At 38.4% G+C, this 25236-nt stretch carries 34 protein-coding genes; 6 read left to right on the forward strand and 28 right to left on the reverse strand.

What is annotated here, in order from left to right; all coding sequences use genetic code 11:
• Window positions 1-9: 9 nt before the first annotated feature.
• The 24 genes from rplO to rpsL form a co-directional block, all read right to left on the reverse strand.
• Window positions 10-462, reverse strand: coding sequence for a 50S ribosomal protein L15 (gene rplO, locus Q2U82_RS01725; RefSeq protein ID WP_410006033.1), 453 nt, complete (start codon window positions 460-462; stop codon window positions 10-12).
• A gap of 11 nt (window positions 463-473) precedes the next feature.
• Entirely contained in the window at window positions 474-653 is a 180-nt protein-coding gene (gene rpmD, locus Q2U82_RS01730; RefSeq protein ID WP_045079254.1) for a 50S ribosomal protein L30, read from the reverse strand.
• A gap of 11 nt (window positions 654-664) precedes the next feature.
• Window positions 665-1189 (reverse strand): 30S ribosomal protein S5, encoded by a 525-nt coding sequence (rpsE, locus tag Q2U82_RS01735; RefSeq protein WP_111813975.1) that lies wholly within the window; start codon window positions 1187-1189, stop codon window positions 665-667.
• An 8-nt stretch (window positions 1190-1197) separates the two neighbouring features.
• Window positions 1198-1554 (reverse strand): 50S ribosomal protein L18, encoded by a 357-nt coding sequence (rplR, locus tag Q2U82_RS01740; RefSeq protein ID WP_111813973.1) that lies wholly within the window; start codon window positions 1552-1554, stop codon window positions 1198-1200.
• 11 nt (window positions 1555-1565) lie between these two features.
• Complete coding sequence (gene rplF / locus Q2U82_RS01745) at window positions 1566-2108, reverse strand: 50S ribosomal protein L6 (protein ID WP_410006034.1); 543 nt, start codon at window positions 2106-2108, stop codon at window positions 1566-1568.
• 15 nt (window positions 2109-2123) lie between these two features.
• Window positions 2124-2525 (reverse strand): 30S ribosomal protein S8, encoded by a 402-nt coding sequence (gene rpsH / locus Q2U82_RS01750; protein ID WP_014782649.1) that lies wholly within the window; start codon window positions 2523-2525, stop codon window positions 2124-2126.
• An 85-nt stretch (window positions 2526-2610) separates the two neighbouring features.
• Entirely contained in the window at window positions 2611-2880 is a 270-nt protein-coding gene (gene rpsN, locus Q2U82_RS01755) for a 30S ribosomal protein S14 (protein WP_068763100.1), read from the reverse strand.
• A 3-nt stretch (window positions 2881-2883) separates the two neighbouring features.
• Entirely contained in the window at window positions 2884-3435 is a 552-nt protein-coding gene (gene rplE, locus Q2U82_RS01760; RefSeq protein ID WP_410006035.1) for a 50S ribosomal protein L5, read from the reverse strand.
• 2 nt (window positions 3436-3437) lie between these two features.
• Window positions 3438-3752 carry a 50S ribosomal protein L24 gene (gene rplX, locus Q2U82_RS01765; protein ID WP_410006036.1) on the reverse strand — a complete coding sequence of 105 codons (315 nt, stop codon included), beginning with the start codon at window positions 3750-3752 and terminating at the stop codon, window positions 3438-3440.
• Window positions 3753-3765: 13 nt separating this feature from the next.
• Window positions 3766-4134 (reverse strand): 50S ribosomal protein L14, encoded by a 369-nt coding sequence (gene rplN / locus Q2U82_RS01770; protein ID WP_045079247.1) that lies wholly within the window; start codon window positions 4132-4134, stop codon window positions 3766-3768.
• A gap of 2 nt (window positions 4135-4136) precedes the next feature.
• A complete protein-coding gene (rpsQ, locus tag Q2U82_RS01775; protein WP_014782644.1) occupies window positions 4137-4400 on the reverse strand; it encodes a 30S ribosomal protein S17 in 264 nt (87 codons plus the stop codon).
• Between the two features lie 15 nt (window positions 4401-4415).
• Window positions 4416-4607 carry a 50S ribosomal protein L29 gene (gene rpmC / locus Q2U82_RS01780; RefSeq protein ID WP_410006037.1) on the reverse strand — a complete coding sequence of 64 codons (192 nt, stop codon included), beginning with the start codon at window positions 4605-4607 and terminating at the stop codon, window positions 4416-4418.
• 11 nt (window positions 4608-4618) lie between these two features.
• On the reverse strand, window positions 4619-5038 hold the full coding sequence (rplP, locus tag Q2U82_RS01785; protein ID WP_154191847.1) for a 50S ribosomal protein L16: 420 nt from the start codon (window positions 5036-5038) through the stop codon (window positions 4619-4621).
• Window positions 5039-5056: 18 nt separating this feature from the next.
• Entirely contained in the window at window positions 5057-5785 is a 729-nt protein-coding gene (rpsC, locus tag Q2U82_RS01790) for a 30S ribosomal protein S3 (protein WP_410006038.1), read from the reverse strand.
• Window positions 5786-5789: 4 nt separating this feature from the next.
• Window positions 5790-6200, reverse strand: a complete 411-nt coding sequence (rplV, locus tag Q2U82_RS01795) for a 50S ribosomal protein L22 (RefSeq protein ID WP_128249954.1) — start codon at window positions 6198-6200, stop codon at window positions 5790-5792.
• A 6-nt stretch (window positions 6201-6206) separates the two neighbouring features.
• Window positions 6207-6485, reverse strand: a complete 279-nt coding sequence (gene rpsS, locus Q2U82_RS01800; RefSeq protein ID WP_062622473.1) for a 30S ribosomal protein S19 — start codon at window positions 6483-6485, stop codon at window positions 6207-6209.
• Window positions 6486-6488: 3 nt separating this feature from the next.
• Complete coding sequence (gene rplB, locus Q2U82_RS01805) at window positions 6489-7313, reverse strand: 50S ribosomal protein L2 (protein WP_068763093.1); 825 nt, start codon at window positions 7311-7313, stop codon at window positions 6489-6491.
• A gap of 26 nt (window positions 7314-7339) precedes the next feature.
• Complete coding sequence (gene rplW, locus Q2U82_RS01810) at window positions 7340-7630, reverse strand: 50S ribosomal protein L23 (protein WP_068763092.1); 291 nt, start codon at window positions 7628-7630, stop codon at window positions 7340-7342.
• 7 nt (window positions 7631-7637) lie between these two features.
• On the reverse strand, window positions 7638-8267 hold the full coding sequence (gene rplD / locus Q2U82_RS01815) for a 50S ribosomal protein L4 (RefSeq protein ID WP_068763091.1): 630 nt from the start codon (window positions 8265-8267) through the stop codon (window positions 7638-7640).
• Window positions 8267-8875 (reverse strand): 50S ribosomal protein L3, encoded by a 609-nt coding sequence (rplC, locus tag Q2U82_RS01820; RefSeq protein ID WP_068763090.1) that lies wholly within the window; start codon window positions 8873-8875, stop codon window positions 8267-8269. Before rplC ends, rplD begins: the two co-directional genes overlap by 1 nt.
• Window positions 8876-9036: 161 nt before the next feature.
• Entirely contained in the window at window positions 9037-9342 is a 306-nt protein-coding gene (gene rpsJ, locus Q2U82_RS01825; protein WP_010181931.1) for a 30S ribosomal protein S10, read from the reverse strand.
• An 11-nt stretch (window positions 9343-9353) separates the two neighbouring features.
• Window positions 9354-11486, reverse strand: coding sequence for an elongation factor G (gene fusA / locus Q2U82_RS01830; protein ID WP_410006039.1), 2133 nt, complete (start codon window positions 11484-11486; stop codon window positions 9354-9356).
• Between the two features lie 3 nt (window positions 11487-11489).
• The gene (gene rpsG / locus Q2U82_RS01835; RefSeq protein WP_068763088.1) at window positions 11490-11966 is read right to left on the reverse strand and encodes a 30S ribosomal protein S7; all 477 of its coding nucleotides are present in this window, start codon (window positions 11964-11966) and stop codon (window positions 11490-11492) included.
• Window positions 11967-12027: 61 nt separating this feature from the next.
• A complete protein-coding gene (gene rpsL, locus Q2U82_RS01840) occupies window positions 12028-12402 on the reverse strand; it encodes a 30S ribosomal protein S12 (protein WP_014782632.1) in 375 nt (124 codons plus the stop codon).
• Window positions 12403-12588: 186 nt separating this feature from the next.
• Between rpsL and Q2U82_RS01845 the strand changes: the two genes are divergently transcribed.
• The 5 genes from Q2U82_RS01845 (at window position 12589) to rlmB (ending at window position 20303) form a co-directional block, all read left to right on the forward strand.
• A complete protein-coding gene (locus Q2U82_RS01845) occupies window positions 12589-14286 on the forward strand; it encodes a hypothetical protein (protein ID WP_410006040.1) in 1698 nt (565 codons plus the stop codon).
• 120 nt (window positions 14287-14406) lie between these two features.
• Window positions 14407-17478, forward strand: a complete 3072-nt coding sequence (locus Q2U82_RS01850; RefSeq protein ID WP_410006041.1) for a SusC/RagA family TonB-linked outer membrane protein — start codon at window positions 14407-14409, stop codon at window positions 17476-17478.
• Between the two features lie 18 nt (window positions 17479-17496).
• Complete coding sequence (locus Q2U82_RS01855) at window positions 17497-18930, forward strand: RagB/SusD family nutrient uptake outer membrane protein (RefSeq protein ID WP_410006042.1); 1434 nt, start codon at window positions 17497-17499, stop codon at window positions 18928-18930.
• A 116-nt stretch (window positions 18931-19046) separates the two neighbouring features.
• Window positions 19047-19409 (forward strand): hypothetical protein, encoded by a 363-nt coding sequence (locus Q2U82_RS01860; RefSeq protein WP_410006043.1) that lies wholly within the window; start codon window positions 19047-19049, stop codon window positions 19407-19409.
• A gap of 156 nt (window positions 19410-19565) precedes the next feature.
• Entirely contained in the window at window positions 19566-20303 is a 738-nt protein-coding gene (gene rlmB, locus Q2U82_RS01865) for a 23S rRNA (guanosine(2251)-2'-O)-methyltransferase RlmB (RefSeq protein WP_410006044.1), read from the forward strand.
• A 3-nt stretch (window positions 20304-20306) separates the two neighbouring features.
• Here the strand turns inward: rlmB and Q2U82_RS01870 are convergent, their stop codons facing one another.
• Window positions 20307-21077 (reverse strand): rhomboid family intramembrane serine protease, encoded by a 771-nt coding sequence (locus Q2U82_RS01870; RefSeq protein WP_410006045.1) that lies wholly within the window; start codon window positions 21075-21077, stop codon window positions 20307-20309.
• Window positions 21078-21167: 90 nt separating this feature from the next.
• Between Q2U82_RS01870 and Q2U82_RS01875 the strand changes: the two genes are divergently transcribed.
• Window positions 21168-22445: a replication-associated recombination protein A gene (locus Q2U82_RS01875; RefSeq protein WP_410006046.1), complete on the forward strand. Its 1278-nt coding sequence runs from the start codon at window positions 21168-21170 to the stop codon at window positions 22443-22445.
• On the opposite strand, the gene Q2U82_RS01880 is transcribed toward Q2U82_RS01875, so the two are convergent.
• The 3 genes from Q2U82_RS01880 to Q2U82_RS01890 are packed head-to-tail and all read right to left on the reverse strand — an operon-like array spanning window position 22442 to window position 25201.
• Window positions 22442-23239 (reverse strand): hypothetical protein, encoded by a 798-nt coding sequence (locus Q2U82_RS01880; RefSeq protein ID WP_410006047.1) that lies wholly within the window; start codon window positions 23237-23239, stop codon window positions 22442-22444. The two genes, Q2U82_RS01875 and Q2U82_RS01880, sit on opposite strands and share 4 nt — an antisense overlap.
• On the reverse strand, window positions 23236-24651 hold the full coding sequence (locus Q2U82_RS01885; RefSeq protein WP_410006048.1) for a DUF5723 family protein: 1416 nt from the start codon (window positions 24649-24651) through the stop codon (window positions 23236-23238). Before Q2U82_RS01885 ends, Q2U82_RS01880 begins: the two co-directional genes overlap by 4 nt.
• Window positions 24652-24655: 4 nt before the next feature.
• On the reverse strand, window positions 24656-25201 hold the full coding sequence (locus tag Q2U82_RS01890; RefSeq protein ID WP_410006049.1) for a hypothetical protein: 546 nt from the start codon (window positions 25199-25201) through the stop codon (window positions 24656-24658).
• Window positions 25202-25236: the final 35 nt, after the last annotated feature.

Below are 25236 nucleotides of genomic sequence, written 5' to 3' on the forward strand. Positions count from 1 at the left end.
TAGCTTTTGTTACAATGTTACTACTTCGCCACCGGCAGCTTCAATAGCTTCTTTTGCCGAGGCAGTGAACTTGTGAGCAGATACCTTTAATTTTGCTTTTATTTCGCCTCTTCCTAAAATCTTAACCATTTCGTTTTTACCAGCAAGACCTAACCCAAATAAGGTTTCAAAGTCAACGGTATCTTTTATCTTCTTGTCGTCAACCAATTGCTGAAGGGTATCAATATTGATTCCTTTATATTCTTTACGGTTGATGTTTGTAAATCCAAACTTAGGAACACGACGCTGTAGGGGCATTTGTCCACCTTCAAATCCAACTTTTTTGGAATAACCTGAACGTGATTTTGCTCCTTTGTGTCCGCGGGTGGCAGTACCACCTTTACCGGAACCTTGTCCGCGACCTACTCGCTTGCCTTGATTTTTTACCGACCCTGCAGCCGGTTGTAAGTTACTTAAATCCATTATCGTGTTTCTTATTTGGTTTCAACAGAAACCAAGTGGTTAACTTTATTGATCATACCAAGAATGTTTGGCGTGTCTTCATGTTCAACTGTTTGGTTCATCTTGTGAAGACCCAACGATTCCATGATTCTCTTTTGGTTTTTTGGGCGCTTTATAACGCTCTTTACCTTTGTTACTTTAATTTTTGCCATCGCTCTGATATTTATCCTTTGAATACTTTTTCAAGTGAAATTCCACGTTGGTTAGCTACAGTTTGTGCACTTCGCATTTGCAAAAGGGCATCAAAAGTTGCTTTTACCACGTTGTGTGGGTTGGAAGATCCTTGTGATTTTGACAATACATCGTGAACTCCTACTGCTTCCAATACGGCACGTACGGCACCACCAGCAATTACTCCGGTACCAGGCGCTGCTGGAAGAAGGTTAACACGGGCTCCGCCGTATTTTCCTTTTTGTTCGTGTGGAAGTGTCACTTTATTAAGTGGGATACGAACCAGGTTTTTCTTGGCATCCTCAATAGCTTTGGCAATTGCGCTTGCTACATCTTTGGATTTCCCAAGACCTTGTCCAACCACACCTTTTTCGTCACCAACAACTACAATAGCTGAAAATCCGAAGGCACGACCACCTTTGGTCACCTTGGTTACACGTTGTACACCTACCAAACGGTCTTTCAATTCAAGACCTCCTGGTTTTACTAATTCTACGTTTTTATAATCTTGATACATAATTTGACTTAGAATTTAAGGCCACCTTCGCGTGCACCTTCAGCTAATGATTTTACTCTTCCGTGGTAAAGGTACCCGCCTCTGTCAAAAGCAATAGCTTCTACACCTGCTTTTACTGCTTTCTCAGCGATTGCTTTCCCTACTAATTTTGCAGCTTCAACTTTGTTTACTTTTGAAGCGTCAATGTCTTTATCTCTTGAAGATGCAGCGGTAATGGTCTTTCCGTTTACATCGTCAATAATTTGAGCGTATATTTCTTTGTTGCTGCGGAAAACAGCCAAACGTGGGCGACTTTCGGTCCCCTCAACCGTTTTTCTGATTCGCATGCGCAAGCGCTCTCTTCTTTCGTACTTTGATAATGCCATAACTCTATTTGTTATGCAGATTTACCTGCTTTTCTTCTTAATTGTTCACCTACAAACTTGATACCTTTTCCTTTGTAAGGTTCTGGTTTACGGAAGCCACGAATTTTAGCCGCTACTTGTCCTACCAATTGCTTGTCGTGTGACGTTAATTTTACGATTGGGTTTTTACCTTTATCAGATACGGTTTCCACTTTTACTTCTGGAGCGATGTCCAAAACGATATTGTGTGAAAATCCTAAAGCCAAATCCAATTTTTGTCCTTGGTTGCTGGCACGGTAACCAACACCTACCAATTCCAATTCTTTGGTCCAGCCATTGCTTACACCCTCAATCATGTTATTAATCAAAGATCTGTAAAGACCATGCTTTGCAGTATGATCCTTTGAATCTGAAGGACGTTCAACCAATACTTGGCCATCTTCTACTTTTACGCTAACGTCAGAAAAATCCTGAGTTAACTCGCCTAATTTTCCTTTTACGGTAATTACGTTGTCTTTTACATCAACTGTAACTCCTTGTGGGATTGCTACCGGGTTTTTACCTATTCTTGACATTTCTTTGTCTATTTTTTAGTAAACGTAACACAATACTTCACCACCTACATTTTGTGCTTTAGCTTGTTTGCCTGTCATAACTCCAGATGAAGTTGAAACTATAGCAATACCAAGACCGTTAAGCACGCGAGGAAGTTCTGTTGAACCTGCGTATTTACGTAAACCAGGTTTACTTATTCTTTGAATTTTCTTGATCACGGATTCTTTAGAAACCTTGTCATATTTCAACGCAATCTTGATGATCCCTTGTGGGGTACTTTCGTCATCAAATTTGTAGCTCAAAATGTAACCTTGATCAAAAAGGATTTTTGTAATCTCCTTTTTAAGATTTGAAGCTGGAATCTCTACAACGCGATGTCCGGCTTTCGCAGCATTTCTAACTCGCGTTAGATAATCTGAAATTGGATCTGTATTCATTTATTTGAATTTGCGGAAGTGGTTTTCGAACTATTTCGAACCTTCAACCAGTTTATACTTTTTCTTTTGAACAGAAAACCTGTTCTTACCAAGATGCTTTACGCACTCCTGGAATTAACCCTGAATTTGCCATTTCACGGAACAATACACGTGAAATTCCAAAAGTTCTCATATACCCTCTTGGTCTTCCGGTTAATTTGCAACGGTTGTGCAAACGAACTGGTGAGGCATTTTTTGGTAGTTTTTGCAAACCTTCCCAATCGCCAGCTTCTTTCAAAGCTTTGCGCTTGGCTGCATATTTTGCTACCGTTTTTTGTCTCTTAACCTCGCGGGCTTTCATTGATTCTTTAGCCATCTCTTAGTTCTTTTTAAAGGGTAATCCCAATTCTTGTAATAATGATTTCGCTTCTTTATCGGTATTTGCAGTGGTAATGAATGTGATGTTCATTCCTTCAATTTTCTTCACTTTATCGATATCGATTTCTGGGAAGATAATTTGCTCGGTGATTCCTAAAGAGTAATTTCCTCTTCCGTCAAAACCGGTTGCTTTAATTCCGTTAAAGTCACGTACCCTCGGCAAAGCTGAAGTTACCAACCTGTCTAAAAATTCATACATACGCTCTCCACGCAACGTAACTTTCACACCAATTGGCATTCCTTTACGAAGTTTGAAGTTTGCAACGTCTTTTTTGGACATAGTTGAAACCGCTTTTTGCCCGGTTATCTTTGTAAACTCATCAACCGAATAGTCAATAAGTTTCTTGTCAGCCACTGCTGCACCCACTCCGCGGGAAACAACAATACGCTCCAATTTTGGTACCTGCATGACGTTTTTGTAACCAAATTCGTCAGTAAGTGCATTGATCACTCTGCTTTTGTACTCTTCTTTAAGTCTTGGTGTATATGCCATAACTATATTGCTTGATTCGATTGTTTTGAAAACCGTACTTTTTTACCATTTTCTGTTTTGTACCCTACACGAGTTGCTTTTCCAGATTTTGGATCAACCAATGAAAGGTTTGAGATATGGATAGGAGCTTCTTTTTTTACGATTCCACCTTGTGGATTCTTAGCGCTAGGTTTCTCATGTTTTGAAACCATGTTCACTCCTTCTACGATTGCTTTGTTTTTGTCAAGGAATATCTTCATCACTTTACCTTCTGAGCCTTTGTGGTCTCCGGCAGTAACTACTACTGTATCGCCTGATTTTATTTTAAGCTTTGTCATCTTAGTTTTCATATTAAAGCACCTCTGGTGCCAATGATACTATTTTCATAAATTGCTTGTCACGAAGCTCTCTTGCTACCGGTCCGAAAACACGTGTTCCTCTCATTTCTCCCTGTGGGTTCAAAAGTACACAAGCGTTATCATCGAAACGGATGTAAGAACCATCAGGTCTTCTTATTTCCTTCACGGTACGTACTACAACTGCTGTAGAAACTGCTCCTTTCTTAATGTTTCCATTTGGCGTTGCTTCTTTTACAGAAACTACAATTTTATCACCAATAGAAGCATACCTTCTTTTTGTTCCGCCCAATACGCGAATGCAAAGAACTTCTTTAGCACCTGTATTATCTGCGACTTTGAGTCTTGATTCTTGTTGTAACATAATTACTTCGCTCTTTCAATTATTTCTACTAATCTCCAACATTTGGTTTTACTCAAAGGTCTTGTTTCCATGATCTTTACTGTATCGCCTTCGTTGCAGTTGTTTGTCTCGTCGTGCGCAACGTATTTTTTCGTTTTCAACACGAACTTTCCGTACATAGGGTGTTTTACTTTTTTCACCTCTGCAACTACAATAGACTTGTCCATTTTGTTGCTGGTTACTACACCTATACGTTCTTTTCTTAAGTTTCTTTTAATTTCTTCCATCTTTCAGCTGTACAATTATTGCACTTCTCTATTAGTTAGTTCAGTCGCTATTCTTGCTATCACCCTTCTTTGGGATCTTAGTTGAATTGGATTTTCCAACGGTGAAATGGTGTGAGCCATTTTAAGGTCTGAATAAGCCTTTCTTGATTCAGCGTAAGCTTCATTAAGTTCAGCCGTTGATGCTTTTTTAATTTCTGATTGTTTCATCGTTCAAAAAATTATGCTTGGAAATCCCGAGACATTACAAATTTAGTTTTAACGGGAAGCTTTTGTGCTGCAAGGCGCAATGCTTCTTTTGCTGTTTCGACTGGAACACCAGATACTTCAAAGAGCATTCTTCCTGGTTTTACTACAGCTGCGTAATATTCTACAGCACCTTTACCTTTACCCATACGTACTTCAAGAGGTTTTTTGGTAATTGGCTTATCTGGAAAAATCATAATCCAGATAGAACCTTCTCTTTTCATAAAACGAGTAGCGGCAATACGAGCAGCTTCTATTTGTCTTGCTGTAAGAAATTCTGATTCCAACGATTTTATACCGAAGGTTCCGTATGCTAGCTGGTTGCCACGTTCGGCATTGCCTTTCATACGGCCTTTCATTTGTTTACGGTACTTTGTTCTTTTAGGTTGTAACATTTTCTTTTATTTAAAAAATTACTTTCTGCGACGTGCTTTGTTGCCACCGCGTCCTGCTGGAGCTCCTTTACCACCACTCTTTTTGCCAGTCGATAGACCAACTAGTGGGGAAAGTTCTCTCTTTCCATATACTTCGCCTTTCATAATCCATACTTTAACACCCAATCTACCATAAGTAGTGTGTGCCTCAACTAAAGCGTAGTCAATATCGGCTCTAAAAGTTGATAATGGGATACGACCTTCTTTGTAAGATTCTGAACGCGCCATTTCAGCGCCATTCAAACGTCCTGAGATTTGTACCTTAATACCTTCAGCGTTCATTCGCATTGTAGCCGCGATTGCCATTTTTATAGCACGACGGTATGAAATACGACTTTCAATTTGGCGTGCAATGCTTGCAGCTACCAAAAATGCATCAAGTTCAGGTCTTTTGATCTCGTGAATGTTGATCTGTACCTCTTTATCTGTAATTTTCTTAAGCTCTTCTTTTAGCTTGTCTACTTCCTGGCCACCTTTACCGATAATGATACCGGGACGGGCAGTGGTTATAGTAACGGTTACAAGCTTAAGCGTACGCTCAATAATTACTCTACTCACACTAGCTTTACTTAAACGCGCGTGAACATATTTTCTAATCTTGTCGTCTTCGGCCAATTTATCGCCGTAGTCGTTGCCTCCGTACCAGTTGGATTCCCAACCTCTGATGATACCTAAGCGATTCCCGATTGGATTTGTCTTCTGTCCCATTTAATTACTTGCTTTGTGTGTTATCGTTAGCTGCCAATACCAGTGTTACGTGGTTGGAGCGTTTTCTAATTCTGTGTGCACGGCCTTGTGGGGCTGGACGAAGTCTTTTCAACATTGTTCCACCATCCACACGGATTTCTTTAACAAAAAGATCTGCATCTTCTACTGAAGCGTCTTCGTTCTTTTGTTGCCAGTTGTTGATGGCAGACAAAAGTAGTTTCTCCAATTTGCGTGAAGATTCCTTTGAACTAAACTTCAAAATATTAAGTGCTTTGTCTATTTTCTCACCTCTTACCAAATCCGCCATTAAACGCATTTTTCTTGGTGAAGTGGGGCAATTGTTCAATTTAGCCATATAGATAGTCTTCTTGGCTTCTTTGATTGCTTCTGCTCTTTCTCTTTTACGAACTCCCATGGCCTATTATTTTTTACCTTTGTTTTTAGCACCTGCGTGACCACGGAATGATCTTGTAGGTGAAAATTCTCCTAGTTTATGCCCAACCATGTTTTCTGTTACATACACAGGAACAAATTGGCGCCCGTTGTGTACAGCGATGGTTTGACCAACAAAATCTGGAGTTATCATAGAAGCACGTGACCAAGTTTTGATTACGGTTTTCTTGTTATCCTCAACGTTTTGTTGAACTTTCTTGTCTAATTTATAATGAACGAACGGTCCTTTTTTTAACGATCTTGCCATAACTTATTTCTTTCTTCGTTCTAAGATATATTTATTACTTGCTTTCGTTTTAGTACGGGTTCTGTAACCTTTTGCAGGGATACCTTTTCTAGAACGTGGGTGACCTCCAGAAGATTTCCCTTCACCACCACCCATTGGGTGATCAACAGGGTTCATCACTACTGGTCTTGTACGTGGTCTTCTACCCAACCATCTGCTTCTACCAGCCTTACCAGATACTAACAATTGGTGGTCACTGTTTGATACGGCACCAATGGTAGCCATACAGTTTACCAAAATTAATCGGGTTTCACCTGAAGGAAGTTTTACGGTAGCATATTTTCCATCACGGGCCATAAGCTGTGCGAAAGCACCAGCACTACGAGCCATAATAGCTCCTTGACCGGGACGAAGCTCGATGCAAGAAATAATAGTACCTAATGGAATAGCTGAAAGTGGCATTGCATTTCCAATCTCTGGAGCTACTGCTTCACCGGAAAGGATGTTCTGCCCAACTTGTAGTCCGTTTTGCGCAATTACATATCGCTTTTCACCATCTTGATAGTTCAAAAGTGCGATAAACGCAGTACGGTTTGGATCGTATTGAATACTTGCAACAGTAGCAGGAACTCCCGCTTTGTCGCGTTTAAAATCGATAATTCGATATTTCTTCTTATGACCACCACCTATGTAGCGCATGGTCATTTTTCCTTGACTGTTTCTACCACCAGATCTCTTGTTCGGAGCAAGTAAAGACTTCTCCGGCTTATCGGTTGTAATGGCGTCAAAACCATTAACAACCCTAAAACGCTGACCTGGGGTGATTGGTTTTAATTTTCTTACTGACATTTGTGTCTAATTAAATCTAAGTTGCCTTAGATGTTGCTGTAAAAATCTATTGTATCACCTTCCGCCACCTGTACGATTGCTTTTTTGTAAGCGTTCGTTTTACCAGTTTGGACACCTGTTTTTGTATAACGGGTCTTCCTATCAGGGCGGACATTCATTGTGCGAACTTTTTCAACAGAAACTCCGTAAGTGGCCTCAACCGCTTTCTTGATTTCTACCTTATTCGCCTTTGGGTTTACTACAAAGCCAAAAACGTTTTTGTCTTCAGCATCTTTGGTAGCTTTTTCCGTAATTATAGGTTTAATTAAGATGTTCATCTTGTTTCTATTTACTTAAGTTTGTTTCAATTCCTTCCAAAGAACCTTCAAATAGCACTACACTATTTGCATTCATAATTTTGTAAGTACTTAATTGTGAGTTAGTTATAACTTCAGTACCTTTCAAATTGCGAGAGGACAAATATACATTATTATTTAAGTCTCCCAACACAAACAAAGATTTTTTCTCATTAAGACCTAAACTCTTCAAAACCGCAGTAAAATTCTTGGTTTTTGGAGCGTCAAAATTAAGGTCTTCCATTACAAAAATAGCTTTGTCATTCGCCTTCATCGTTAGGGCAGATTTACGCGCCAAACGCTTTAGGTTCTTGTTCAATTTGAAGGAGTAGTTACGCGGACGAGGCCCGAACATTCTTCCACCACCTTTAAATACACCAGACTTGATGCTACCCGCACGGGCAGTACCAGTTCCTTTTTGCTTTTTTATCTTTCTGGTAGAACCAGCAATCTCAGCGCGTTCCTTTGCTTTGTGAGTACCTTGGCGTTGATTTGCAAGGTATTGTTTCACATCAAGATAAACCGCGTGATTGTTAGGCTCTATTCCGAACACATCTGCAGAAAGTTCAACTTTCCGGCCTGTGTCTTTTCCGTTTATGTCTAATACAGCTACCTTCATTATTTCTCGATCATTACATAAGCGTTTTTATGGCCAGGAACTGCTCCTTTTACCACAAGTAGATTCTTTTCAGGAACTACTTTCAAAACTCTTAAATTTTCAACTTTTACTCTTTCGTTCCCCATTTGGCCCGCCATTCTCATTCCTTTGAATACTCTCGCAGGATAAGATGCAGCTCCAATAGAACCTGGTGCACGCAAACGGTTGTGCTGACCGTGAGTCGCTTGACCCACACCGCCAAAACCGTGACGTTTTACAACCCCTTGGAAACCTTTACCTTTAGATGTACCCGCGATATCCACGAATTCACCTTCAATAAAATGCTCCACAGTAATTGTGTCACCTAATTTGTAATCTTCTTCAAACTTGAATTCGGCGACTTTACGTTTTGCAACGGTTCCTGCTTTTTTGGCGTGCCCTTCGGCAGCTTTAGTTACAGTCTTCTTGTCATCGAAACCAAGTTGAAGAGCATTGTACCCGTCAACCTCTTTGGTTCTGACTTGGGTAACAACACAAGGGCCTGCCTCAATAACGGTGCAAGGAATATTCTTCCCGTTCTCGTCAAAGATGCTGGTCATCCCTATCTTTCTTCCAATTAACCCAGACATATTTAATTATTTATTAATTATTACTTATTTAAATTTCTATTCAAAAAAACAGGGTCAAAATAAATTCAACCCTGAATGTTATTTTGTTTCCGTTTTTCCCCAACCATCGTTGAGGACATTTTTAATAATTCTGAATTCAAAATTCTGAATTCAGAATTGCACTATACTTTAATCTCTACTTCTACACCGCTTGGCAACTCTAATTTCATTAGAGCGTCAATTGTTTTTGAAGAAGAACTGTAGATATCCAAAAGTCTTTTGTAAGAACTTAATTGGAATTGCTCTCTACTTTTCTTGTTCACGTGTGGAGAACGCAATACTGTAAAGATTTTTTTATGTGTTGGTAAAGGAATTGGCCCTGTAACTACAGCTCCGGTACTCTTTACGGTCTTTACGATTTTTTCAGCAGATTTGTCCACCAAATTGTGATCGTAAGATTTTAGTTTTATTCTTATTTTTTGACTCATTGCTGAAATTATTAAGCGTTAGCGGTTCCTCTTGCTGCCGCGATTACTGATTCTGAAATATTTGAAGGAGTTTCAGCGTAATGTGAAAATTCCATAGTGGAAGTTGCACGGCCTGAAGACAACGTTCTCAATGTGGTTACATAACCAAACATTTCAGAAAGTGGCACTTCACCTTTTATTACTTTTGCTCCTGCACGGTCGCTCATGTTACTGATTGTTCCACGACGACGGTTAAGGTCACCTACTATATCACCCATGTTTTCTTCTGGGGTAAGCACCTCAAGTTTCATAATAGGCTCAAGAATTACAGCTCCTGCTTTTTTGGCAACTTCTTTGAAACCAATTTTTGCAGCAAGCTCAAAAGATAGCGCATCAGAATCCACAGGGTGGAAAGATCCGTCCTTTAAAGTAACCTTCATGCTATCAACTTCAAAACCTGCAAGTGGCCCATTGACCATTGCTTGTTTGAAACCTTTTTCAACAGAAGGAATAAATTCTTTTGGCACGTTACCACCTTTTACGGCGTTTATGAATTCCAAACCTACTTTTCCTTCTTCAGCTGGCTCAAGTGTAAATACGATATCAGCAAATTTACCACGACCACCAGATTGTTTTTTGTAAACTTCTCTGTGATCAGCAACTTTTGTGATAGCTTCTTTATACTCAACCTGTGGCTGACCTTGGTTTACTTCAACTTTGAATTCGCGACGCAAACGGTCAACGATAATATCTAAGTGAAGCTCGCCCATTCCAGAAATGATTGTTTGCCCAGAAGCTTCGTCTGTACGCACTTGGAATGTTGGGTCTTCTTCGGCAAGTTTTGACAAAGCCATACCCAATTTATCAACATCAACCTTAGTTTTAGGCTCTACCGCGATACCAATTACAGGATCAGGGAAGTTCATACTTTCTAAAACGATTGGGTGTTTTTCATCAGACATAGTATCACCAGTCTTGATATCTTTAAATCCAACTGCCGCTCCAATATCACCAGCTTCGATAAAATCGATAGCGTTTTGTTTGTTGGAATGCATTTGGTAGATACGAGAAATACGTTCTTTTTTACCTGAACGATTGTTCAAGATATAAGAACCTGCATCCAAACGACCAGAATATACACGGAAGAAAGCCAAACGACCAACGAATGGGTCGGTAGCAATCTTAAATGCCAATGCTGAAAATGGAGCAGTAACATCTGGTTTACGAATTTCCTCTTTTTCAGTATCAGGATTTATCCCGATAATACCTTCCTTGTCCGTTGGAGCAGGAAGATAACGGCAAACAGCATCTAAAAGAAACTGAACACCTTTATTTTTAAATGAAGAACCACAAACCATTGGAATGATAGACATATCCATTACGGCAGCACGAAGCGCAGCATGCACTTCATCCTCAGTAATAGAATCCTCATCCTCCATGTATTTCTCAAGCAAGTTTTCGTCATACGCAGCAACTTCTTCAATAAGTTTACCACGCAAAACTTTTGCTTCAGCTTTTAATTCTTCAGGAATTTCAACTACATCAAACGTTGCTCCGAATGACTCATCATGCCAAACAACAGCACGGTTTTTCACAAGATCAACAATTCCTTTAAAATCCGCTTCGTCACCAATATTTAATACAATAGGCACTGCATTAGAACCTAACATATCTTTCACTTGCTGACAAACAGCCATAAAGTTAGCACCAGAACGGTCCATTTTATTAACGAAACCGATACGTGGCACCTTATAGTTGTCTGCTAGTCTCCAGTTAGTTTCAGATTGTGGCTCAACACCATCCACTGCACTAAAAAGAAACACCAACCCATCAAGAACACGCAGCGAGCGGTTTACCTCTACGGTAAAATCCACGTGGCCGGGAGTGTCAATAATGTTGAAGTTATAATCTTTTGTTTCAGGGGTTACCTCTGCGTTCTCCATTGGAAACTTCCAAGTACAAGTGGTAGCAGCTGAAGTGATGGTAATACCACGCTCCTGCTCTTGCTCCATCCAGTCCATGGTTGCAGCTCCATCGTGAACCTCACCAATTTTATGGCTTACCCCAGTATAAAAAAGGATACGCTCTGTAGTTGTGGTTTTACCGGCATCAATATGCGCAGCAATCCCGATATTTCTTGTGTATTTTAAATCTCTTTGTGCCATTTTTTAGAATCTGAAATGTGAGAATGCTTTGTTAGCTTCTGCCATTTTGTGAGTATCCATACGTTTCTTTACAGCGGCGCCTTCTTCTTTGGCAGCTGCAAGAATTTCACCAGCAAGTTTTGCGGCCATGGATTTCTCGTTTCTTTTTCTTGAATAGGTAATTAACCATTTCATTGCGGTAGCAATTTTACGGTCCGGACGTATTTGCATAGGAATCTGGAAGGTTGCCCCACCAACTCTACGGCTACGCACCTCTACGTGAGGCATAATATTGGAAAGTGCATCTTTCCAAAGCTCCAACGCAGTTTTTTCGTCGTCTTGTTTCTTTTCATCTACAATGTCAATTGCATCATAGAAAACTTTGAAAGCCACACTCTTCTTTCCATCCCACATCATGTTGTTCACGAAACGTGTAACCAACTGGTCGTTAAACCTTGGATCTGGTAAAAGTGGTCTTTTTTTGGCCTGTCTTTTTCTCATTTGTTGTTTGTTAATGGCTAAGAATATATTTTTTCAATTTATTCTCGACCCGTTTTCATTTTTACTTCTTTGGGCGTTTTGCTCCGTACTTAGATCTACGTTGCGTGCGGCCTGCAACACCTGCGGTGTCTAATGCTCCACGAACAATGTGATACCTAACTCCTGGCAAATCTTTTACCCTTCCACCTCTAACCAATACTATCGAGTGCTCTTGGAGATTGTGTCCTTCGCCTGGGATGTATGCGTTTACTTCCTTACCGTTTGTTAGTCTTACCCTTGCAACTTTTCGCATTGCAGAGTTAGGCTTCTTAGGTGTAGTCGTATATACACGCGTACAAACACCACGACGTTGTGGGCACGAATCCAAAGCAACCGATTTACTCTTCTTGGTTATTTTGGTTCTTCCTTTACGTACTAATTGTGAAATTGTTGGCATATAAAATATGTATTATTACTGTTTAAAAATAAAACACCCCTATTTTTAGGGGATGCAAATGTAGAATATTTTTTTTACTAATCAAACCATACTGAATTAATTTTCAGCATCCTTTCATTATTTTTTCAATTTAAATATGAAACACGAAGTTGAAGCGTTAGTTTTACACAGCAAATTTCGCCCTTTTTGAAAAAAATCCCATACATTTTTATCTACCTTAATATATATACCTGTTTTTTCTTCGGAATAAAAGCACAGGAACTCACATTTTCAATAAAGGCCGAGAAACCAATTTCACAGGGAATTAAAGACTCACTGCGAATGAAAACTTCATTTGCAGATTTTACTGCGTTAAAGAAAGAAGCCGATACAGTTTATTTAAAGCTGCAACGAATGGGTTTTATTGAAAGTGAAATGCTTCAGCTTCAAAAAGAGAACGACAGTAGTTTTATAGCAGACTTTTTCCTTGGGAAAAAATATAGCGAAATAGCCATTTATTATTCCCAAGAAGATTTTACCAAAAAAGAACTTCAAGGAGTGGCTTCCGAAATCACAGACGAATATTTCGTGCTTCCTTTTGAAAAAATTCCCACTTCTTTAAGAAAACTTACCACAATTAGAAACCAAAAAGGAAATGCATTTGCCCGATTACGATTGACTGAATTTGAAAGAAGCGAAAGCTATAAATTATCCGCCACCTTATTGGTGGATAACGGAAACATAAGAACTGTGGACTCTATCGCCATAAAAGGATACGAAAAATTTCCCCTTTCTTTTCTGAAATATTACGCAGGGGTAAAAAAAGGAAAGCCATTTAACCAAAAGAAATTGGTGGAACAAAGCGAAAGCTTGAACAGCCTGGGTTTTGTCTCGGCAATTAAACCACCGGAAGCACTTTTCAGAAAAGATTCCACAACAGTTTATTTTTATCTTGAAAAACAAAACAACAATCTTTTTGATGGAATACTCGGTTTTGCAACGGATGAAGAAACACAAAAGCTAACCTTTAATGGCTATTTAAACCTAGAGCTAAACAACAACCTTAATTATGGCGAACAGTTATTGTTAAACTATAAAGCGGACGGTAAGGAACAGGTAAATTTTAGAGTCAAAGCAACACTGCCCTATTTACTAAAAACCCCTTTTGGTTTAAGCGGTGAGCTTAAGATCTTTAAGCGCGACAGCACTTTTATTACAACGGAACAACAATTGCGTGCAACTTATCAAATAAATCCTAAATCAACCACTTACATTGGCTATAAGGGATATGACTCCAGCAACCTTTTGGACATTGCGATAGCAGGAACACCAGTTGAAGATTTTAAATCAAAATTCTTTATTGCCGGAGCATCATACATAAAGCCCCAAAACAAAAAGCTGTTTCCCATAAAAACAGTTATTAGTTTTGACGGTGGTGTTGGGGTTCGTGACAAAGAAGGGAATAGTGATGACCAGGTTCGTATTGAAACACTACTTAATAATATTTTTAATCTTAACTACAAAAACTCCATTTTCGTACAAAACATAACGAGTGTACTTTTCAGCGATAGTTATTTAGTCAATGAATTGTTTCGATTTGGAGGTATCAATAGCATTCGAGGTTTTAACGAAAACAGTATTGACGCATCGCTTTATTCAATAATAAACACCGAGTACAGGTATCAGTTTAATGACGGGGTTTTTGTTCATAGTATAATAGACCTTGGATATTTTGAAAACGAAACGCTTTCACTCAAACAAAATTTATACAGTTTTGGGTTCGGGCTTGGGCTCAATACTAAGGCAGGGCTCTTTAAGTTTAATGTTGCCAATGGAAACACTCAAAACCAAGACTTCAGTTTTTCAAACACCAAAATACACATCAGCATTTCCTCAAAATTTTAGAGTATTCCGATTAAACTCTCCACTATTCCTGAATAAAACTTAAAAATTGGGAGCAAATACTTGTGTAATTAACTTTTTATTATGATTTTTGCCGTTGGCTAATTCAAATAATTTATAAAAATGAGAACAAAGTTTAGTGGAATTTTAACGCTTATATTAGCGTTAGTTGTGCAGCTTACCTTCGCACAGCAAAAAACTATTACAGGTACGGTGACGGACGACACAGGTCTGCCATTGCCTGGTGCAAACGTTATTGTTAAAGGCACAAGTTCTGGTACACAATCGGATTTTGATGGTAATTATACCGTCTCAGCCAATGTGGGGCAGACACTTGTCTTTAGTTATGTAGGTTTTGTTGCCAAGGAAGTAAAAGTAGGAGCTCAGAATAAAATCGACGTTTCTTTATTGCCAGATGCTGCGGCTCTGGAAGAAGTTGTTGTAACTGGGTATTCTACACGAAACCAAACGGTACAAACATCAGCTGTTGTGTCAATTTCCGCTTCGGAATTATCGCAAATGGCACCAACCACCAGTATAGACAATATGCTGCAAGGTAAAGCGGCTGGTGTGCAGGTAACTGCTGCAAACGGTAAACCGGGACAAGGAGCTTTCGTTCGTATTCGTGGAACAGGATCTCTTGTTGCGGGTGCATCTTCTCCACTATACATTGTGGATGGAGCGCCTATTAGAGAGGAAGATCTTGCAAACGTTCCTAACGAAGATATTGAAAACATTACCATCTTGAAAGATGCTGCAACTACAGCACGCTACGGTTCTCGTGGAGCAAACGGTGTGGTTGTAATCACAACAAAAAATGGTAATAGAAATAAAGATGCGGTAATCCGCTACAGTTCTCGTTACGGGACAACTTCAAGAATTAATCCTAACTTCACCATGATGAACGCGGAACAAAAGCTTCAATATGAAGCAGAGATTTACGCATTGGGTGGACCAGCAGGATCATTGCCTGGAGTTCAAACAACACCTGGATCACCTGAACGTGCAGAATTGTTATCTAGAGAAACAGATTGGGCAGACCTTATGTTAAAAGAAGGTATTATCCAAAACAATAATATATCTATTTCTGGAGGAAGTGAAAAAGTTGATTACTACTTCTCTGTAACTCACGATAAAAACACCGGTATTATTGATAAACTTAATGGTTTTGAAAGATTGGGAACTCGTTTAAACGTTAATTTTGACGCAAAAGAGTGGCTGACTATGGGTGTTAATGTTGGTTATTCACGTTCTACAAGTGACGAACCAAGAGATAGAAACAACACTCAGAACCCTTTTCAATCAGTATATGTAACTAATCCGTACGAAACTGAGTATTTATATGATGATGAGGGCAACATACAATTGGATGAAAACGGTAATCCAGAATATAACCCAACACATAGAAACTTCGCTACAAGAGGAGCATTGGAAACTGAAAAATCTTCAGATATTGACCAAGTTACACTTGCTAGCGTAGATGCATTGGTGAAATTCTCGAAGAACTGGAGTTATGGTTTCACTACATCTATTAACCATGGATTGATAAGAAGAGAGAGTTATTCTAAGCCAGGAGGTATTTTGGATATCATTTTGAACAACGCAGCAGTTGGTAACAAATTTGATGATCAACAAGACAGGTTAGATTTAACTATCAGTAATCGTTTGAACTATACATTGAATTTAAACAACCACAATTTAAATATGTTGGGGCTGTATGAATATAACCTTAATGAGTTCTATCGTACTTTTGTACGTAGTACTGGCTTCCCATCTCCTTTGTTAAGCACACAAACTAGTGCTGCAGATTTAAATGATGGATTTACTAACAGATCTAGATTGACTTTGGTATCTTATGGTGTTTTTGCTGACTACGATTACAAAGAGAAATATCTTGCATCTGGTTCTGTTCGTCGTGATGGTTCTTCTAACTTTGGTAACGATTATAAATTCGGTACTTTCTGGAGTGCTAGTTTAGGTTGGAACATTGCTAAAGAAGATTTCTTCGGAGTGGATGCAATCAATGACCTTAAATTAAGAGGTGCTTACGGTTCTGTAGGTAATAGAAATGGAATTAAGAGATATGATGCCCAAGCAACTAATGCTTTTGGCTTTTATCCAGGCGGATCAAGCTCATACCCAGCGACAGTAGCTAATCCTAATCTTAAATGGGAAACAACTACAACTTTTAACGTAGGACTTGAGTTTAACCTTTTCAACAAACGAGTTAGAGGGGTAGCAGATTATTTTGTTAGAAATACAACTGACCTTCTCTTTAATATCCCAACAGCTTGGGAAGCAGGAATTATTGATCCTGATGGTAGAAGAGGTGTACCTGGAAACTTAGGAGAAATTCAAAATAAAGGTACTGAAATCTCTTTACAGGCTGATATTTTCCGTTCTAGTGATTTCACTTGGACTCTTGGAGGAAATATTATCTTCTTAGATACTGAAATTATCGAGTTACCTGACGGTGAGGATGTAACCCCTACAGACGCTTTTAACATTCGCTATAGTGAAGGCAGAAAGATTAATGAGCACTATTTAGTTCGTTATGCGGGAGTTGATTCTCAAACTGGAAAATCTTTATTCTTAGGAGCAGATGGCAATACTTATTTTGCTGAGGATCTTCCTGAAGGTGAAAACCGCGTATTCCAAGGAAAGTCAACCATTGCCGATAAAGAAGGTGGTTTCTTTACCAACTTGAACTACAAAGGTTTTGGTTTACGTGCTGACTTTGTATTTAAAGCAGGAAACTGGATCAACAACTTTGTAAGATCTAATGCAGAATCTGATGGACAGGCAATTAATGACAACCAAGCCGTTACTGCATTTAATTACTGGCAACAGCCTGGCGATACTGACGTAATGCCAAGTCCAATTTATGCAGCTGTTGATCAAGGAATAAATTCAGATAGATTCTTGGAAAAAGGGGATTACATCCGTATGCGTAACGTAACGTTATCTTACACTTTCCCAAACAAATATTTGGATAAAACACCGTTGCAGTCTTTAAGACTTTATGCGCAAGGACAGAACCTATTGACCTTTACCGAGTTCTGGGGAGATCCAGAAGTAGGGATTTCTTCTGGAGAAACTATTAATTTTGCAAGTTCAGTTGCTCCTGGTGAAGCTACTCTTTACAGTTATCCAAACGTTAAGTCAATCCAATTTGGTTTGGATGTTAGTTTCTAATTTAAAAAAATTGATAAGATGAAAAAAATAATTTATAAAATTGCAGTTTTAACACTTGTCATAGGAGGTTTTACTTCCTGTGATAGTGAGCTGGACCAAATACCATTTGATTCACTTGCTACTTCTCAAGCATATATTTCCGCTACGGATTTTGAAAACGCTACCAGAGGTATCTATTCAAGTTTAACTAATGGTTCTTTATACGGCGGTAGTGATGCTGGTGGAATGCTAGATGCTCCAGATGTATTGGCAGACAATGTAACTCTGGCTATAAATGGTAGAAATAGTAGAAAAACATTGCACAACTGGCAATATTCTGCATCTACAGAGCCTATGAGTGGATTATACGAACGTACGTATCAAATGATCTTCAGAGCAAATACTTTATTACAGTATAGCACTGGTTTTGAAGGTGACAACAAAGAGAAAGTAGTTGCTGAAGCTAAAGCTTTAAGAGCATTGGGACATTTGAATCTTGTTTCATTCTTTGCTAAAATACCAACACAATCCGCAGATGCTAACAGCAGCCCTGGTGTTGCCTACGTAACCACTGCAGATTTTTCTATAGAGCCTGCAAGATTAAGCGTTGGTGAAACTTATGACCTTATAGTACAAGATCTTAAAGATGCATTAGAAGGTATTCCTGCCACTAATGAACCAGGTAGATTGACTGCTGATGGTGTAAACACATTGCTATCTAGAGTATATTTGTATATGGGTCAATGGCAAAAATCTATTGATGCTGCAAATGCAGTTACAAAAGCAGTTGCTGCCCGCACCAATGTTGTTGGTGTTTGGGAAGATTCAAGCAAAGATGGTGTTATCTTTTGGATTGATGTAGATCCTCCTGGATTAGACATCACTCCTGGCGTAACTTGGAGTCAATTTGGCGTAAACACTTTAGTGCCAGAATATGTAGTATCATATCCATTATTTCAACTTTTTGAAGATGATGATATCAGAAAAGATGCTTATACTTTCCAAGCTAGAAATGGTCAATCAAAGTATAACGCAATTAAAAAGTTGTTCGCAAGAGCAGATGGCAATTTTCCTGGTCGTGTAGATATAAAAATACTTCGCGCAGCAGAAGCAAAATTGAATATTGCTGAAGCCCAATATAACCTTGGTAATGAAGGAGCAGCTCGCACTGCTTTGGATGCTGTTAGAACAAAAAGATACACAAGCCCCCCAAGTGGAGAAACCGGTACTGCTCTTCGTGATGCAATTCGCCTTGAAAGAAGATTGGAATTTGCATTTGAATCTCAACGTTTCTTTGATCTAAAACGATGGTCTCTTCCTGTTGAACGTGGTGGATTCGGTGATTTGAACGACGGATCAGGAGTACCTTCTGACGCTCAAAACATAGCTGTAGGAGCAAAACAATTTCAATTGCCTATTCCGCAAACAGCTATAGATTTGAATCCAAGCTTGGTTCAAAATTCTGGATATTAATAATCTTAAAAACTATCGTAATGAAAAAAATCAATATAATAATTACATTCGTCGTTTTAGCACTCTTTGTAGTTTCTTGTGAAACATATGATGACTATGACACAAACCGTAAAACAGTGATAGGATTTACTAACTCTTCAGACAATGTTAACAATATTCCTGAAGGCGGTGAAAGAACCAGAACCTTTAACGATGCACTATTTGTTTCAGATCTTGCTGATGTAGATAGAGAATTTAAAGTTATAGTTATCCCAACTATACTTCCTGATGCTGAACCACCAGCAACAGCTACAAATCCTGAAAACTACACCTTTGAAGCTACAGTAATCATTCCTGCAAACTCACAGCGAGGTTCGTTTACTGTTACTGGAATAGATAACTCTATTGAAGATGAAAGAGGAGAATATTTCTCAGTTGCCATTGAAGGCGGTGGAAATGTTGTTTCTGGAGGTAGATTTACAATTAGACTTAGACAATAATAAGTTTTTAAAACTTACTATTTAGTACTTTTAAAACATCCCTTAATTTTTTAAGGGATGTTTTTTTATAACAATGGTTTTATAACTTAATCCAAGTTAAATCTATTTACCTTTGGCAAAATTTATAGCTTCATTAAGCTTTACTTTTAAAAATATATGAGCGATATAACAAACACAATTTTCGGAATATATCCTGTAAAGGAAGCTTTGGCATCACAAGTTGTTTTTGACAAAGTTTTTATTCAAAAAGGAATTGATAGTGACAAGATTGAAGGTCTTATAAAAGATCTTGAAAAAGATAACATTCCTGTAAGCATAGTCCCTTTTGAAAAGCTAAATAGGCTTACTCGAGGAAACCATCAAGGTATTGTTGCTGTAACCTCTCCGGTGGCATTCCATAGTCTGGAAGCTATTGTTGAAAAAGCACTGGAAAGTGATAAAGCCCCTCTATTCCTAATTTTAGATCAAATTACAGATGTTCGAAATTTTGGCGCCATACTTCGTACCGCAGAATGTACTGGTGTCAATGCTGTTATTATTCAAAAATCTGGTGGCGCTCCTGTTTCTGGCGATACTGTAAAAACTTCAGCTGGTGCCATTTTTAAAATACCTATATGCAAAGTAGAGCACATTAAAGACGCGATCTTTTATTTGCAAGGTTCAGGAATTACAACAGTCGCCGCTACCGAAAAAACAAATTCTGTAATTTATTCATTGGATTTAAAAACACCATTGGCCATCATTATGGGCTCGGAAGGAAAAGGTGTGTCAAAGTCTGTGCTAGGCTTAGTAGATCAGCGCGCCTCCCTACCCTTGCTAGGCGAAATAAATTCATTAAATGTATCTGTGGCTTGCGGAGCTTTTCTTTATGAAGTAGTGCGTCAACGCAGATAAAGGTTATTCAGGCTTGTCTTCAGAATCCTTTTTATAATTATATATTATTCTAATACGCCTAGGCTTTGGTGGTATGGCTTCCTCAATTGTAGGTTCTTCCGGCAATGTTTTTGGTAACTCTATAAAATTTCCATTTTCATCAAATTGTTTTAGAAATGGATCATTGTCGGGGTTATAATCTTCCCGCTCCCATACATACTTTTTATTTTCTATATGATTTTCTTTAAAGAAAAAAGCAAATAAAATTCCAACAAAAAATCCTGAAAGATGACCTTCCCAGGAAATACTTGGATTTACTGGAAATACATACCAAAGCATCCCACCATACAGAAAAACAACGGCCAAAGCCAATGCAGTAAGTTGGTATTTTTTTGAAAAAATTCCTCTAAAAAATAAAAATGCCACAAGCATATATACTACCCCACTGGCACCAATATGCAAAGATGCCCTGCCAATACACCACGTAGCTATGCCTGTCAACAAAAGTCCTAGACCCAAAACCCTCCAACGTATGTTGCGATAAAAATAAAACAGCGCAGCTGTTAAAACAAACAAGGGTACCGAGTTATTAAAAAGATGCTTAAGATCTCCATGAATAAATGGACTGAAAACAACCCCGCGCAAGCCTTCCAAACTTCTTGGGTAGATTCCAAAACGATTAAAATTAAATCCAAAAACTGTTTCTATCCAAAAAACAATCCACAGTATCATTACAAAAAGCAATGGATAGTAGATAATAGAATTTGAAAATTTTAATTGGTTTGGATTAGACATATTTAAACAATTACAAAAAGCAAACCCTATTTCAAATTTATGATAAATTGTCAGTGAAACCGATTTATTAAAGTTGTAATTTTGAAAACTATGAATGCACCTCTTGCTGAAAGGATCCGCCCCACAACCCTAGAAGGCTATTTAAGCCAGCAACATTTGGTTGGCCCAAAAGGTTCGCTGACTTCCCAATTAAACACGGGAATGATACCTTCCTTGATTTTTTGGGGACCGCCCGGCACAGGAAAAACCACTCTTGCAAACATTATCGCAAATGAAAGCGGCAGGCCATTCTATGTTTTAAGCGCTGTAGATAGTGGTGTTGCCGCTGTTCGAGAAGTAATTGAGAAAGCAAAAAAAAGCGACACGTTATTTTCTACCAAAAACCCAATTCTCTTTATTGATGAAATTCACCGTTTCAGTAAATCGCAACAAGATTCACTTTTGGGTGCTGTTGAAAAAGGGTGGATTACGCTGATTGGCGCAACAACAGAAAACCCAAGCTTTGAGGTAATTCCCGCTTTGTTATCCCGCTGTCAGGTTTATGTTTTAGAATCTTTCAGTCGTGAGGATATGGAAGCTTTGCTGAAAAGGGCTTTAAAAGAAGATGCGATTTTATCAAAGAAAAAGGTAAACTTAAAAGAAACCGAAGCAATCATAAGGCTTTCTGGCGGTGATGCACGTAAGCTTCTAAATATTTTGGAATTGGTAATTCTTTCAGAAAAAAGCGAAAAAATTACAATTACCAATGAACTGATAATGCAAAAAGCTCAGAAAAACACGGTGCTGTATGATAAAACGGGCGAGCAACATTACGATATTATTTCTGCTTTCATAAAATCCATCCGCGGAAGTGATCCAAACGCTGCCGTATATTGGTTGGCAAGAATGATTGAGGGTGGTGAAGATATAAAGTTCATTGCTCGAAGAATGGTCATTCTTTCTTCCGAAGATATTGGCAATGCAAACCCAAATGCGCTTTTACTTGCCAATAGCACCTTTCAGGCTGTAAATACAATTGGTTATCCGGAAGCTCGTATTATTTTGAGTCAATGTGCCATTTACTTGGCAACATCACCGAAAAGCAATGCGTCTTACAAAGCCATTGGCGAAGCACAACAGCTTGTTCGGCAAACGGGTGATCTATCTGTGCCATTGTCTATCAGAAATGCCCCAACAAAGCTTATGAAGCAGCTGGGGTATGGAAAGGAATATGAATACGCCCACAATTATGAAGGTAACTTCGTAGCTCATGAATTTTTACCCGAAGAAATTAAAGGAACTACATTCTACAGACCCGGAAACAATCCAAAAGAGAATGCACTGAAAAACTATCTAAAACAACTTTGGAAAGAAAAATATGATTTTTAATCTTCAGCCTTGTAAATCATTGAAGTACCATCTGTCTTAATGATAAGATTTCCTGAAGGGTCAAAAGAAGCATCGGCAACATTTCCGGAGGTGTTCATATATTTTACAACATCATTCATTACGATTATTTTTCCCTTCAAAAGAAGTCCGTCTGCCGCACTGGCAGATTCTTCGTATAAAGAATAACCTTCTGCTGTCTTGCGAAGTAAGTATGTTTTTCCAGAATTTGAATAGTTGGAAAATTTTGCGTCCGGGAGTAAATTCCCTGAAACTCTTGAAACTTTTGGCTTAGAAAGCTCAACCATTTCTGGGTTTGATTTCGTTTCTTTAGAACTCACTGTATTGTTAATGTTGTCATTTAAAAGAATTACATCTTTTTGCTTAACATTCAAAACTTTTAAACTGATGAATGACTTACGAAGTGCATCTTGATAGGATTTGTCAAATTCCTTATACTTACTTTTTCCTTCCTCTCCCCTATAAATTTCATTTTCGTTACAGTCTTTCAAAACTAACTGAAGCTTAGTTCCCAGAATAGTTTTCAATTTTTCTACATCGGCGAAAAGGCCATCACAACGATTGGCGTTGGGAGCTGAATCTGCCAAATATGCATTAAATCCATTTTTTTCCAAATAAAATTTGGTCATGGAATTAATTTGAAATTGATCTCGACTACTTAAAAAATCAAATTGTTCGGGAACAACAACATAGCTGTAATCGCTCAAATTTGTATTCTGCGAAATGGCATTTGAAGCCAGAAGTAAAGTAAAGGAAAGCAGTAAATATCGTATCATTCTTCGTCAATTATAATATTAAACCCTAGCTGTAAAGATACACTTTTTGCCTTTGCCAGATTGCTAAAGTTTACAAGGTTATCTGCAGCAATGTAAAAATTTATTTTGCCAATATCTGCTGAAACTCCCAGTCCAATATTTGAAAATGAATACGAATCTACTGTGTAGGTTGCTTTGGCAGAAAGATATTCCGTAAATCTTCTGTGGTAAAAAAGCGTTCCTGCCATTTGAGGTTTTTTAGGCCTAAATATAGAATAGAATTGAAACCCAATGTTTTGTTTGTGTAGATTTTCTCCGCCAACGTTTAAACAATCGCAAGCACCGGTGGCATTAAACCTTCCAAAACCATAACTTAAGCCTACATTAAATTTTACTGGACGAAATTGTGTATAGCCGTTATGAAGTGTATCTATAGGTATTTCCCGCTCCACTTCATCTTCTAGATCGCTATAGTAAGGAAAGGTAGATTCGCCATCACTCAATGCCGGAAAAATGAGGTTGATTCCATCCAACGTGTAAGTTCCGTGGGCACGATAATTTTCAACATCTTTTGAATGGAAAATTGCGCCAACATCCAAAGCACTAGCGGAAAGGACCCAAGCGTCATTTATTTCATAATTAAAACCTACATCTACTCCTACCCCAATATTGCCACCAAAAAAGGCCCTGCCCAAAATTTCGGAAGTAACCTGCCCTGCGCCGTCCAAATCACGCAAGGAGGCATAACCTGAGGTTTCTACAGTAACATCAGCATTTTGGACGGTATGCTCATATATGTTTTCTGAATTTTCATCACCCAAACGGGTTACGAAGGTTCCAGAATTCTTCACACTTCGGTAACTGAACATACTTGAATATAATTTCAACCGTGCGCCAACTGTCAATTTTTTACTAATCTGTTTATTCAGCCCAAAATGATAGACTGTCATGAAATCTCCTGTGGTACTTATTTCTCCCAAATCAAATTCATAATCCAAATAATCACGATTCCCTTCCCAAGTCAAAATAGCTAGATCTCTTGGGAAGTAAGCTATAAAATCAAACTCTTGGTAAATCCCGGCTGAAAAATAGATTTCGTTTTTTGCGCGCCACCCGAAATTTATAAGTTCCAATTGCTGCGTGGCCGTGAAGAAATCAGTATTTTTCATTTCAAAGATCTTTTGGGTGATCCGATCATTTATGTTATCGTTTCCGTCTTTAAAAATATCGTAAACCGATACTCCAGAAGAACCACCGTTCACGTGTATTTGGGACAAAAAAGGAATTCCGTAATGTTTTTTCTGAAGCACTTTGCTCCCTGGATTAAGCATCAAGGATTGGGGAATATCATCAAAGCCATAGAGTATTTGCTTATTTTGGGAAATGGCAAATACTCCCACAAGGGAAAATATAATAGTTAAGAAATTTCGCATTGTATTAGTATTCCAAAAAGTAGGTGGTTTTGGATTTTAGATTTAATGTGCCTTCCAGATTTTCATTAGAAGAAGGTATGGTTACCGAAACCACGACTTTATGTGCTTGTGTTAAACTCAGAATACCTTCTCCTTCAACATTTTCCGTAAATTCTGTAATTACTGGAGTTGCAATTGTTCCTTGTGCTACATTGGTTGCGGTTACATAGGTTGTGTCATTCAATTCACTCAAAAATTGAAAATCCACTTGAAAATCTCTAGGAATGCTGTTGGTAAATTTGAAATAGAATTCTGCCCTCTTCAAGCTTTCCTGTAACATACTGTCGTCTAAAAATCTAATTTCAGTAGTATCGCGGACAGTAAGGATTTGAGTGGAATTTATAGTGTCAAAAAAACGATTTGCCTGCAGGTTGAAGTATATCAAATCTAATTCAATAACTGGCGTTAGTGCAATATCCTCGGCTTGGTCAAAATTGGTATCCTTTATGCAGGCCGTGAAAAAAAGGCAGGCAAATACCATAAAAATAGATGGGGATAGGACTTTATTCATAAATGGGGATAGTTTACAGATTGTTAACGGTCTTT

Origin of the sequence: Aequorivita nionensis (assembly GCF_046352995.1) — a bacterium.
In the GTDB taxonomy this organism is placed as follows: Bacteria; Bacteroidota; Bacteroidia; order Flavobacteriales; family Flavobacteriaceae; genus Aequorivita; species Aequorivita nionensis.

Coding starts and splice junctions, on each gene's coding strand:
- rplO (WP_410006033.1), bottom strand. CDS start 462: ATGGATTTAAGTAACTTACAACCGGCTGCAGGGTCGGTAAAAAATCAA.
- rpmD (WP_045079254.1), bottom strand. CDS start 653: ATGGCAAAAATTAAAGTAACAAAGGTAAAGAGCGTTATAAAGCGCCCA.
- rpsE (WP_111813975.1), bottom strand. CDS start 1,189: ATGTATCAAGATTATAAAAACGTAGAATTAGTAAAACCAGGAGGTCTT.
- rplR (WP_111813973.1), bottom strand. CDS start 1,554: ATGGCATTATCAAAGTACGAAAGAAGAGAGCGCTTGCGCATGCGAATC.
- rplF (WP_410006034.1), bottom strand. CDS start 2,108: ATGTCAAGAATAGGTAAAAACCCGGTAGCAATCCCACAAGGAGTTACA.
- rpsH (WP_014782649.1), bottom strand. CDS start 2,525: ATGAATACAGATCCAATTTCAGATTATCTAACGCGAGTTAGAAATGCT.
- rpsN (WP_068763100.1), bottom strand. CDS start 2,880: ATGGCTAAAGAATCAATGAAAGCCCGCGAGGTTAAGAGACAAAAAACG.
- rplE (WP_410006035.1), bottom strand. CDS start 3,435: ATGGCATATACACCAAGACTTAAAGAAGAGTACAAAAGCAGAGTGATC.
- rplX (WP_410006036.1), bottom strand. CDS start 3,752: ATGACAAAGCTTAAAATAAAATCAGGCGATACAGTAGTAGTTACTGCC.
- rplN (WP_045079247.1), bottom strand. CDS start 4,134: ATGTTACAACAAGAATCAAGACTCAAAGTCGCAGATAATACAGGTGCT.
- rpsQ (WP_014782644.1), bottom strand. CDS start 4,400: ATGGAAGAAATTAAAAGAAACTTAAGAAAAGAACGTATAGGTGTAGTA.
- rpmC (WP_410006037.1), bottom strand. CDS start 4,607: ATGAAACAATCAGAAATTAAAAAAGCATCAACGGCTGAACTTAATGAA.
- rplP (WP_154191847.1), bottom strand. CDS start 5,038: ATGTTACAACCTAAAAGAACAAAGTACCGTAAACAAATGAAAGGCCGT.
- rpsC (WP_410006038.1), bottom strand. CDS start 5,785: ATGGGACAGAAGACAAATCCAATCGGGAATCGCTTAGGTATCATCAGA.
- rplV (WP_128249954.1), bottom strand. CDS start 6,200: ATGGGAGTTCGTAAAAGAGAAAGAGCAGAAGCAATCAAAGAAGCCAAG.
- rpsS (WP_062622473.1), bottom strand. CDS start 6,485: ATGGCAAGATCGTTAAAAAAAGGACCGTTCGTTCATTATAAATTAGAC.
- rplB (WP_068763093.1), bottom strand. CDS start 7,313: ATGTCAGTAAGAAAATTAAAACCAATCACCCCAGGTCAGCGTTTTAGG.
- rplW (WP_068763092.1), bottom strand. CDS start 7,630: ATGAACATCTTAATTAAACCTATAATTACGGAAAAAGCTACCAAAGAT.
- rplD (WP_068763091.1), bottom strand. CDS start 8,267: ATGAAGGTAGCTGTATTAGACATAAACGGAAAAGACACAGGCCGGAAA.
- rplC (WP_068763090.1), bottom strand. CDS start 8,875: ATGTCTGGGTTAATTGGAAGAAAGATAGGGATGACCAGCATCTTTGAC.
- rpsJ (WP_010181931.1), bottom strand. CDS start 9,342: ATGAGTCAAAAAATAAGAATAAAACTAAAATCTTACGATCACAATTTG.
- fusA (WP_410006039.1), bottom strand. CDS start 11,486: ATGGCACAAAGAGATTTAAAATACACAAGAAATATCGGGATTGCTGCG.
- rpsG (WP_068763088.1), bottom strand. CDS start 11,966: ATGAGAAAAAGACAGGCCAAAAAAAGACCACTTTTACCAGATCCAAGG.
- rpsL (WP_014782632.1), bottom strand. CDS start 12,402: ATGCCAACAATTTCACAATTAGTACGTAAAGGAAGAACCAAAATAACC.
- Q2U82_RS01850 (WP_410006041.1), top strand. CDS start 14,407: ATGAGAACAAAGTTTAGTGGAATTTTAACGCTTATATTAGCGTTAGTT.
- Q2U82_RS01855 (WP_410006042.1), top strand. CDS start 17,497: ATGAAAAAAATAATTTATAAAATTGCAGTTTTAACACTTGTCATAGGA.
- rlmB (WP_410006044.1), top strand. CDS start 19,566: ATGAGCGATATAACAAACACAATTTTCGGAATATATCCTGTAAAGGAA.
- Q2U82_RS01870 (WP_410006045.1), bottom strand. CDS start 21,077: ATGTCTAATCCAAACCAATTAAAATTTTCAAATTCTATTATCTACTAT.
- Q2U82_RS01875 (WP_410006046.1), top strand. CDS start 21,168: ATGAATGCACCTCTTGCTGAAAGGATCCGCCCCACAACCCTAGAAGGC.
- Q2U82_RS01880 (WP_410006047.1), bottom strand. CDS start 23,239: ATGATACGATATTTACTGCTTTCCTTTACTTTACTTCTGGCTTCAAAT.
- Q2U82_RS01885 (WP_410006048.1), bottom strand. CDS start 24,651: ATGCGAAATTTCTTAACTATTATATTTTCCCTTGTGGGAGTATTTGCC.
- Q2U82_RS01890 (WP_410006049.1), bottom strand. CDS start 25,201: ATGAATAAAGTCCTATCCCCATCTATTTTTATGGTATTTGCCTGCCTT.